Here is an 11037-nt window from a genome sequence, read left to right as displayed (position 1 = left end):
CCGCACCCCCCGTTCCTTCAGCTCCGGTGGATAGCGACGCTGGGCAGGGTGAGGGGAACTGGATCGACCTGACATGGACTCCATCCTTTCCAACCGATGAAGTCTCCATCAATCCCGGCGCGGTTCACCTCGGCTTCCGCCCCCACCGCTGCGGCCAAAACCTGATTGTCGAAGCCACGACCATCACACCGGTAGACGCCCTGCGGGCCGAAGCCGACCTCTACGGCACCATGGAACTCGCCCAGCAACTCCAAGCCTCCGACGTCGGCAACGGCACCCTCGAAGCCTTGGCCGAAGCCGTCGACCTGCTATGCCGCGCCTACCCCGTCGTCTCCGCCACCTTGCGCGACCGCACGCAGAAGCGCCTCGCCCAGGTGTCCCGGCTACTCTCTGGCCGCATCACCCTCGACCAGCATCGCGACCTCCTGGTCATCACCGGCTGGCTGACCGCCCTACTCGGATGCGTCCACTACGATCTCGGCGAACGCGAAGAAGCCGAAACCGCCCGCCGCACCGCCTACGAGATGGGCCGCCAAGTCGGCCACGGCGAACTCATGGCCTGGGCCTACGAGATGTTAGCCTGGTTCGCCCTCGTCGAAGGCCGCTACGAAGACGTCGTCACCGCCGCCCGCATGGGCCAAGCAGTCGCCGGCCAAACCAGCGCCATGGTCCAACTCACCCTGCAAGAAGCGCGAGGCCTGGCCCGCATCGGCGACCGCCGCGAAGCCGACAAAGCCCTAACGAGGGGAGCCGACACCCTCGCCAAACTCCCCATCCCCACCAACCCTGACCACCACTTCGTCTTCGACCACGCCAAATGGCTCTACTACGCCGCCACCGCCTACACCTGGCTCGAAGACAACGACCGCGCCGAAGAACACGCCCTCGAAACCATCCAGATCCACACCTGCCCCGACGGCACCAGCAACGCTCCCATGCGCGTAGCCGACGCTCACATAGACCTCGGCATCATCCACGCCAGAAGAGGCAACCTCGACGCCGCCGTTAACCAGGGCCTCACCGCCTTCGACATCGAACGTAAGTCCCTCACCGACCTGGTCAACCGCGCAGGAGACCTTGATCGAGTCATCCGCCACCTCTTTAGGCGCGAAGCTCTAGCCCAGGAGTTCCACGACCGCTTCGTAGCAGCCCGGTGCGCCCTATCGAATCGCCGTCCAGAGCTCCTCGATTGAGGAGAATGTCCGCACAACCCAGCCTCCGCCCGGCGAGGAGCCAAGGACCTCCTGAAGAAGGGCCGTGTCTCTGATTGTTGCCCTCGCAGCACCTGCCCTTCAGCAGGAGATATCCCTCACGCGGGTGTCGCTGACGCTGCGTTGAAGAGAAGTGTGAACCAGGCGACAGGCACGTCAGCAAGTGTCTTTCCCCGAGGGCAGCACGCCCCTTCAGGTCAGAGCGCTCGGCCTACCGCACCTAGCTGATCAACTCACTGGGCCGGGTTCCTCGCAGATTCAGCAACTGTCGCCAAGTGACCAGACCGAACCGATCGACGAGCTGGCTCATTGCCGCGATCAAGACGGAGCCAAGCATGCGGACTACCAGGCCATGCCATGACAGCAGCCGCACTCCATCCCGGTGGCGTTCCAACACCAGCCAGCAACACCAGCGCATTCGTGAGGCCGCGGTTAAATCTTCGTTCAGCCAGTCGGGATAGTCGGCCTCACCACCGAAAGGTGATGCGCACGTCTGATAGCCCCTACTTCGGTCGTGGCGGTATCCCCAATGTCGGGGTGATACTACATCCCACGAGAATGCAGATCCGTTGGTTGCCCACCTGTCCCCACAGCGTCGTCGTCTCATTGGCCAGCGGGCATTATGACCACCCGCAGTGATCCGGCCCGCCCCGCAGCTGTGAGTCTCATGACCAAGCGCAACAGCATACGGATCCGGGACGTGACGCTGCAAACCTACAATGTCTCTTCGGCCTCGATCGATTGAATCTCTTCCTCCGAAAGCTGCCCGGCAAAGAAGGCCTCAATCCGCTGCCGGGAGAGGTCTGCAGAAACGAGGCTCGGGGTTGGCATATTCAGCGGATGTGACCACCAGCGGCCGGGATGAAGTTCGTCCCATGGAGGGCGCTTCCCTGTCCTGCGACGGTCCGCACCAGGATCGTGGTTTCCGAAACCATCTACAAGGCTATTCCAAATCGGCCGATGGTGCCTAATCATAACTCGCTCCGCTAGCGAAACGAATGCCTCAATGGCGACAAGATGCCTGACTAAGAAGTCATCAACCTCTAGGTCGCACGCCTGATCGATGGAGGATTTATGGTCTTTGACTATGCGATCCCACAGGGCGACGGAGTCCGCACTTTCGTCAGCGACGCCTTTGCGGGTTCCCTTTGGGCGAGCTTGACCGACATAGATCGGAACCATGCATTCAGGAGAACTGATGGGCGCATACAATTCATGTGACCCATTGTAGTAAAGGGCGTAGATGCCGCTGCCGTACATGGGGGCGACGCTTCCAAGGGGTTCTGGATCTCGGGCTAGCAACTCACCCTCGACGCTACGGCCCAGATTGTCTAGATCAAGCGGATTATATGCCTCGAAATGTCGAGCCGTCGCATACCACGCCTTTCCCTTTCGAGGAGTCTTGGGTGCCTTCGGGGCTTGCTCGCGCTCGCCTTCTGGCGTGGCGAAGAGGGGCGTGGTGGACAAGCGCGCTCCGTTTGGTTGGGGGTGATGCGTGGGCCGAAGTTGTATGACAAAGGTGTTGGAATGGATGGGCTGCCGTTGGCGGGTCACACCAAAGCGTGTCCTTGACTGGCGCCGCCTGAGCGCTTCCGATCCTGCGACCCCTCGCCGGACCGCCATTGTGGCAGATCTTCCCGCTTTGGGAGTGCTGGCAGAGTGTTGAACTATGGGGGACGTTCTCCACACACCTGCCGCGTGATCGACAACTCCGCGGTACGCTTCTCCCATGGCTGAACAGTTGGATGTCTCCGCTGGTAGGACATGTGTCGAGTTGTTCGCAGGTGGTGGCGGCCTCGCTATGGCGGTCGAGCGGGCCGGCTTTCGTCCGCTGCTGTTCAACGAGATCGACAGACGGGCCTGCGAGACACTGGCACACAAGGCGGAGGCGTACGAGGTAGGTGGTGAGCGCCCACCGATCCCAGGGCCAGGTGAGCGTCCGCCGCTCCTCATGGGTGATATCCGAAAGGTCGACTTCGACTATCTGAAGGGGCACGTCGACGTACTGGCGGGAGGGCCGCCCTGCCAACCGTTCAGCCTAGGCGGGATCGCCAAGGGCGATGAGGATGATCGCAATGGCTTCCCACACATGTTCCGAGCCGTTCGAGAGATGGAGCCAAAGGCAGTCATTTGCGAGAACGTTCGTGGTCTCCTACGCCCCTCCTTCAAGCCGTACTTCGACTACATCAAGCGCGAGCTCTCGCTGCCCTTCGAGCAACGGAAGGACGGCAGCACCTGGCGGGATCATGACGAGGTGCTCCGTCACCTGCTGGAGACGAACGCGGTAGACCCGCACGAACGTTATGACGTGATGCACTTTCCGGTGAACGCGGCGGACTACGGTGTCCCGCAGATCAGGAACAGGGTGTTCATCGTTGCCTTCCGATGTGATCTCAGGATCAACAGGAAGAGGTTCAGACAGCTAGTGAAGCCGCGTTTCTCTGAGGCTAGCCTTCACGAGCACATGATCGATGGCTCCTACTGGGCACGGCATCCCGAGGTTCCCCGGGAAGTTCGAGGCCGGGTGATGGCCCGGATTCCGCAGCAACCACTATTGCGGAGCGATGCGGAACGACTACTGCCCTGGCGCACGCTACGAGACGCGATCAAGGGGATCGACGGGCAAGAGCCTCTGCCACCGGTGGAGCGACTCGACCGCAAGGAACACAACCTCGGCGGATTCACAGACCATATCGGCTGGCCAGACGCGCGAATCTATCCTGGACATACACCAAACGAACTCGATCGTCCCGCGAAAACGGTCAAGGCTGGCGTGCATGGCGTCCCAGGAGGCGAGTCGGTGTTGCTGCTGGACGACGGAACACATCGGTATATGACGGTCCGCGAGACGGCCCGAGTCATGACGTTCCCCGACGATTGGGCGCTCGCTGGCCCGCGGGGGGAGAAGATGCGACAGCTCGGCAACGCGGTCCCCGTACTGCTCGGACAGGTCTTCGCCAGCGCGGTGGCCACGGTACTGGAGGAGGCCGAGCGCCCGAGATGATTCCCTCGCCACCCTCGGACTCTGGACGGTGGAAAGATGAGCCACCCCCCGCGCGAGCATGGAAATGTCGGCCTGGCTTAAGCCGCGCCGCACGCACCGCCGAGCAGGATCGGGCCGCAGGCGGAGGTGACCGCCGACTGGTCGACCTTGGTGATGGCCGTACCGCTAGGGCGTCCGTTGAGTTGAAGGTCCTTCCGAGAACTCGTCGAATCCGGGCATATCTGCGCTGGTCCGATAGAGGAAAAACTCGCGAAACGTACCTAGGCGAGGTTTCTCAGCCGACTAGAGCACTGAATCTTGCTAGTGCTTGGCACCTGGCTCAAGAACAGCAGCTCGTTACGACTCCTGATGCTTCGACCGACTCGTGGGCAAGCTCGCCCGCAGTGCGCACCGTGATGAAAGCTAACCGAAGCAGAGACACCAAACCTGAACTCGCGCTCCGATCAGCTATTCATAACCTAGGGCTTCGGTACCGCGTGGATGCTCGTCCGATCCAAGAGCTGAAACGGCGTGCGGATGTCGTCTTTACCAAGGCGAGAGTCGCGGTCTTCTCCGATGGGTGCTATTGGCACGGCTGCCCTGAGCACTACAGGGCCGCACGCCATAACGATGAGTTCTGGAAGGACAAGATTGCCAAAAACCAAGCCCGAGACCGAGACACGGACGCGAAGCTTCTTGCCGCCGGCTGGTTGGTAGTAAGGGTGTGGGAACACGAGGATCCCACCGAAACCGCCGACCGCATCGCCCAGGCTGTGCGCCGTCGATCAAACCGACTATCAACATCGAGCACCGACGCACGACCTGAGTAGAAATTAGGGAACTTAGATGGTCCTGCCTCGTCAGAAAGCTAGCGCCCCCAGTACCTGACCCACCGCACATCCTCCTTTGAGCCTGGCAACGACGAACCGTCTTCGGTAGGAGCTAGCGGCGGCAGTGTCCCGAAGAGCAGATTACGATCTAGCACCGTATTGAAACGAGTGCAGGCGACCTCTGAGATATGAAGACAGGCGGCGCATGCCCCGCCGAAATCCCGTCTACAGGGCGGATCAAATACACACCGTTGCTCTGCATCCAATTCCCGCAGCGCGTCCACCAGATCAAATCGGTAGACATGTTCTAGTCCTCCGAGGGTGAACTCACTGCGAGTGTTTGCATAAATGAGAAAGGCGCAATTGGTAGGGAACATGAACTCTGCGAGCGAATCCACATTGAGCCCGCACCTCGCAGCAAGGGCCTTCATCGTGCGATGCGCCATCGAGTGAACAAGGCCAAGAATCGCTTTTGTGACGGGATCCTTAGGAGTACTGAAAGCGTCCGTGACTGGGTCGACAGTTTCGTAGATCCACCTCTGCGCGTCCTGTTGGGTGTTAACGCCAGGAGCGTCCACTACTCCAGAGTCCACTAGCCACTCGACCACCGCCAGCTTGTCCAGCTCAAACAGCAGGCCTTCGGTATCCGTACGCACACCGTACATGGGGAACTTGCTGTCGCGGCTCGCCGGAAAAAACCGAAATCGTGTCGTGGTACGAGTGCCGCGGCGCGTCGTGGACACCGCCTTCCCACTGATTCGCGTGTAGCCAGCGACAATGTAAGCGATCGGTAGCTCGCGCAGGAGTGTGACGTTAACGAACTTGTATTGTGAGAACAGTTCCTTATACTGCTGATAGATCGACTCCAACGGAGTATCCGCACCGCCATGCAGCAGATTCTGCACCGTAAGTGGCGCGGCATCCCAGGCAAGTCCCAGTTGACGGCATTCCTCGCCGAAGGCATCAATAGTCTCAGGAGACCTTCCCAGGGCGTCGACTTGTGCTGCCCACGCTGGAATATCGTCCGCCTGTTGTTTGGCCCTGGTGATCAGCTGCTCGTACAGATCGTCATCCTGTTTCAGTCCCAGAGCGGCCGCTGTCTCCTCCGCTTGCCGAAGCGCGCTGTCAGCCAAAGCCCCGCCTGCGGCTAAGCGCAATCCTTCCGTGCCACGGGGAAGAATGCCGAGGCTTTGAGCTACAGCTGCCGCGTAGACACGCTCATGAGCAAGCTCAGCGTAACCATTTCGTGTCGGAGGGTTGATGACAGTGATTACCTGCGGATAGTAAGCCGAAGACTGGGGCACCCGCATGATCTGAGGGCGACCAGCCCGGCAGGTCGTGCACCACTTCACGATCGGTTGTTCCGAGCGAATTTGACAGTGGCTACAGGTCCAGTACCACCGAGAAGTTTGCAGCTCACGAGTATTGTGCAGCCGCATTGGCGCGCGGCAACTATGATCGCATCTTGGCACACTGATCTCTTCGAGATGGCCACACTCGTGGACCTCGCACCAGGAGAACTGCTCCATCAGTCCATGATTTCGGGTGGGGCAAAATGGAGCCGGCTCACCGGTCTGGATAATCTTGAATATGCAGCAGACACGGCATAGGAAGCTGTTGGGAAAGCGTTCGGCGCCAAGGTCTTCGGCCTTCACCAAGACGAATTGACCTCGCCCGATGACCTCTAACTCAGCTCTCGCACCTGGATTGCCAGCATTCGCGGCGCCGAAGGGCAGGAGCAAGCGGTGAAGTTGAGGGGCAACCCATCCCTCGGGCAGGTCGAGGGGCGTTACCTGACGTGGAGCTTTCCCTACAACGGACCCCTTAGATGACCAGTTGTATGGTTGACCAGGCATATAACGCCAAAGCGCCGCAATGTTGCTGCGATTGAGCTTGTCAAAAGCCATAGCAAAGTCTCTCCTCACGAGCAGGATAAGTCTATGGAATTGAAGGGAAAACGCGCCCGATTACACGTCGCCATAGATGGTGAGAGGCTCTTCAATGTCTCTAAGAGACCGGGGAACGGACGGGCGTAGCAGATCCGGTAGCCTCTTGCCACTCTCCGCTCGCAAGGGCAACGCTGTGAGCTGATCGTCGACCCAGGTGTCAATTGCCTCGCGGTGCATCCTGTGATAGACGTTCGTGTCGTCGATGTAGAAGCCGCGGCGTAGTAGTGAGATCAACAGCTCTCGATTGATATCGCCATTGTTGACAGCGTCACGAAAGGAGGTCGAGTCAGCTAACGACTTCCGTCTACGACCTCCGGTGATCCACTTCCGATCGAGGACTTGGAGGAGCCAAGCCATGAGACCGCCGGGCAGCACTCGCTTCAACACAGGCACGGACTGGCGGTTCACCGGCACTTTATGCACTAGACGATCTAGATAGCGAATCCACTCCGGATAATAGCGAAAAACGCTGGCATCCCTATCTCTACTCGGGTTTATGACATTCACGACAAGGCCGGGATGACTCCGCCCCACGCGCGCTGAAGCCTGAATGATTTCGGCAGCTTGCGTGGGCGTACCCATTACAGCCATGACACCCAGTCGCGCCACGTCAAAGCCGTGGCCAATCGCCTTAGTTGCAGCAATGATCTTGACTCGACTTGAGTTATCCGATGGTGGATGGATAAGTCTATCTACGGCCTTACGCACCGTCTCTGCGTCGGCGTCTCCATTGATAGTGACGAGGTTATCCTCGCTCGTGAGGATTTCCTGCACGGCGTGGTCACGGGTAAGACTTGTTAGATCTTCATTGCGCAAACAGTACGCCACCAGCACTTCGTACAGATCCTCACCCGCCAGCTGAGCTTCCTTTATAAGACGCGCGTCATTGGCGTTTAGGCCGGCCTCTGCTACAACCACATCCGGCCGTTCACAAAGGTCACGTACCCACTGTGCATGGACCATAGCGATCTCGCGGGTAGCCGTAACCATAGTGCTCGCCCTAGATCGAACGCCTAGGTACCGACGCATAGGGATATCGACCCTTATCGTAGACCAAAAGGTCTCCCCAGGCTCAGGCCCATTGACAGGGAAGCGGTGCGCCTCGCGTTCATAAAGATGCGCTACCTGCTTGTGATATCCCTCGATGGTCGCTGTTGCGGCGACGATCTGTAGGGGTTCATTCTTGAGGTGCTCGCTGATGGTTTGCAGCAGCGATTCGTACATACCGTCGAGAGCACCGAGACTTTCGTCCAGCAGGTGCAGCTCGTCGGCTATCTCAAGTCGTATATGTCCGAAGCCAGGAGGAATCGGATATCGCTCCTCTTTGCAGCCGAAGACAGAGCACCACGTAGGGTTCGCGGAATATCCGTGCTTTGGGCAACGGGAGTGAGGCCGACCAAGCAGAACCTGAAACGCCTGGTTCTGTCCAAGCTGTGCCAGCTTGTCTACGGTGCCAACCAGCACGGAGGGGGCGCGGCGATAGATGTCGTCATCCACCCCCCATACGGGCAAGACCCCACGCAAACGACAGAACCGGTTATTACAGATATGCCGCATGGTGTGACTTGCATCGTCCCAACGTACGTCGACTGGCTCATTACACAATGGGCATTTGCTCAGAACACGACATGCTTCTGCGGTTTTCGGCGAACTAGGGTCAGGCCCCTGAAAGAGACTACCGGGTTTGTGGAGCTTGTTGGGAGTGTTGCCATCGCCGACAAAATAGCCGATGCCAAATGCTGCCGTCCCCGAGATGCGAGGGTCGTCCTGCCGTACGACCTCAGCGTTGAAAACCATCTTGGCGAAGCGTTCAGTCTGTTGCATTGCAAGCAAACGCAGGGGGAACCGGGCCCATACCTGGGTGCCGGCAGTCACCCCTGTGTAACGACCGTAAAATAGCGTGACCAGCATCAGCCCAAGGTAGGCTTCCGACTTTCCGCCACCGGTCTGGAACCAGACGATGTTTACTTTGTTGTGCTCTCTTGGATTCACCATACCGGGAAGACAACCGACGATCCAAGCCACTTGGAAGGGGTGCCAAAGACTATAATCGCCCTGCGCGGCAGCTTTGACCACTCGGTTCGCAGCGACGAAGGCGTCACGGACGGCCTCATTAGAACGCAGTACCTCCAGTCCTGCCTTGACCCACTCGACTTCCTCACGAGCGGCCTGAGCATCTTCCTCGGCTTCTTTCCGTGCTGTTACGTTCCAACCTCGCGTCTGATGGAGAACATTGAGCTCAGCAGAGCTCCAATGATCATCTACCCAGATTTGTAGCATCTCCACCAGTTTCGAGACGATGCCTACTGGATCACTGATTAGAGAGTCAAAATAGGTATCAATCTCGCCTTCTCGACCATCTCGACCCTTTGAAAACTTTCTTGGATATCCTCGTGATGTAGATTCTTCGGCAGCGAATAGCGTTCGCAGCGTGGTGTGCCCGTTTTCTTGTTTGCAGGAAACCGGCGAGGCATGGCCGAAAGCGTCCACCGACCGCTCATAGCGGTGCGACTGAGCCACCTGCTCAAGTTCATACGGAATGACCTCCGTGGCACCCGTGGCGGTCAGTTCAACTTCGAAGAGGCGTGTATCGAGATACTCCTCTTCATAGGGCCGAACACCATCGATCAACTGATGAATAGGAGCCGGGCTTGTATTGACTACGGCAACAAATATTTCAAAGAGGCCGTCAACGGACATGATGTCGATTTCGATAGCCGCTCGATGTTCGGGCGGGCTAATGTCGTCCGCACGGATGAGATTGCGGGCACTGTACGAGGCCCATGTTCGTTCGTCGACGAGGTCATCGTCGCGAGGGAAAGCGCCGTTTGGTGTGCCAGTACGCCGTTGCCGAAAGAGCTCACCGGCCCTGCGAGCGATAGCCGCCCTGAAGGCGCCTGCGATTTCTGGTTCACCGACACGCATTGATCTTGCCCCACCCGCCGGTAGAGCAGCGTTGATCCGTACCGGCTCTATAGCAATCTTCGTCCATACGTGTGCTAGCTTGTAGCCTCTGGCTCGGCTGGTTGCGGATGTCATGGCATTGGTGCGCAGTATGTTGGCATCATTCGTGGAGGCGCCTCGCGTTTTCCCGCTGTCGTTTGTATTGGAATCTTTTCCACTCAGGTCGACAGAGTTGAACTTGTCTACGCTGATCTGTTCTTCGAGGGTCGGATGAAGTGCCAGGTAAGCAGCTGCGCTCACCTCGACAGTGAGGATATCGGGCAAGGTTGCTACTCGGAACGAAAAGCCCTGAGCGGGTGGAGTGATCTGAAGGCCACGATAGCCAGCGTTGGTTTCAGCTATCAGCTTAGGCTCGCTGGCCAGCATGCCCAACCAAAGCCTTCTATGCGGCTGATCCAGTAGGCGAGTTCCTATGGGAATCGAAAGTCCAACCGCTTGATCAACTATGCGCTGCGAAAGGCAACCGAGCATGGCATCATGACGTTGAGCATGCGCTACGGCCGCCGTCGGGAACTGACTATGGGGCGATGCCGACATGATGTGTCTCCCTAATTAGAGGGGGCGTGACGCTAATGGACACGTCCGGAAGGACCTCGCGCGACCTGTATAAGATGTCGGGACGGAACGATGGCCGTGCGGTCCGGCGAGGATTCGCCGGACCGCAGTGCGCCCTATCGATAGGAGCTACTTATCCCGCCGATTCCGATGAAGGACGTCCCAAAGGAATCCGGCAGCGGTCAGCCCGGCACCGATCGGGACTGCCCAGGCGGGCTGTACGGCGACAGCGACCGCGACCGCGCTAGCTGCTCCCCCGATGATGACGATCCGCCACGCGATACGGCGCCAGCGATCGCTGTCAGGGTTTTGGGAACTCATGCCCGCGTCGCCTCCCTCTCCATCACGCCGGCAAAATCCGGGCTGCTATGGACATGGGCCCTGGTTGCTTCGGCGAGCTGCTGCTGCCGCCGCAACTGATCGAGGAGGCGGATTCGCGGACAGGGGGAGGACTGTAAGGCCTGGCAGGTGATCCGCTGAGGGCCTCTCTTGACAGCTGGCAGTCTGCGGCCAAACGGGGGCGCCGACATGGCGATACTCCCTGG

6 protein-coding genes are annotated in these 11037 nt (G+C 59.1%); 3 read left to right on the top strand and 3 right to left on the bottom strand.

Features of this window, described 5'->3' with window-relative positions; translation table 11 throughout:
• The coding region (locus NYZ98_RS07110; protein ID WP_262841741.1) for a hypothetical protein at window positions 1–1193 on the top strand (1193 nt) is incomplete at its 5' end.
• Between the two features lie 732 nt (window positions 1194–1925).
• Here NYZ98_RS07110 and NYZ98_RS07105 read toward each other — a convergent pair.
• Window positions 1926–2678 (bottom strand): Eco29kI family restriction endonuclease, encoded by a 753-nt coding sequence (locus NYZ98_RS07105; protein ID WP_262841740.1) that lies wholly within the window; start codon window positions 2676–2678, stop codon window positions 1926–1928.
• A gap of 262 nt (window positions 2679–2940) precedes the next feature.
• On the opposite strand from NYZ98_RS07105, the gene NYZ98_RS07100 reads away from it, so the two are divergent.
• Together NYZ98_RS07100 and NYZ98_RS07095 are read left to right on the top strand one after the other, a co-directional pair.
• Complete coding sequence (locus tag NYZ98_RS07100; protein WP_262841739.1) at window positions 2941–4215, top strand: DNA cytosine methyltransferase; 1275 nt, start codon at window positions 2941–2943, stop codon at window positions 4213–4215.
• Window positions 4212–5024, top strand: coding sequence for a very short patch repair endonuclease (locus tag NYZ98_RS07095; protein ID WP_262841738.1), 813 nt, complete (start codon window positions 4212–4214; stop codon window positions 5022–5024). The genes NYZ98_RS07100 and NYZ98_RS07095 overlap by 4 nt, the downstream gene beginning before the upstream one ends.
• A 38-nt stretch (window positions 5025–5062) precedes the next feature.
• Here NYZ98_RS07095 and NYZ98_RS07090 read toward each other — a convergent pair whose 3' ends face one another.
• Both NYZ98_RS07090 and NYZ98_RS07085 read right to left on the bottom strand, forming a co-directional pair.
• Window positions 5063–6931: a hypothetical protein gene (locus NYZ98_RS07090; protein WP_262841737.1), complete on the bottom strand. Its 1869-nt coding sequence runs from the start codon at window positions 6929–6931 to the stop codon at window positions 5063–5065.
• Window positions 6932–6991: 60 nt separating this feature from the next.
• Window positions 6992–10474: a helicase-related protein gene (locus NYZ98_RS07085; protein WP_262841736.1), complete on the bottom strand. Its 3483-nt coding sequence runs from the start codon at window positions 10472–10474 to the stop codon at window positions 6992–6994.
• Between the last annotated feature and the right edge of the window lie 563 nt (window positions 10475–11037).

This window comes from Sphaerisporangium corydalis (genome assembly GCF_025506355.1).
GTDB classification, from domain to species: Bacteria; Actinomycetota; Actinomycetes; order Streptosporangiales; family Streptosporangiaceae; genus Sphaerisporangium; species Sphaerisporangium corydalis.
Note: the sequence above shows the minus strand (reverse complement) of the source record. Positions and strands in the feature narration are given on the sequence as shown.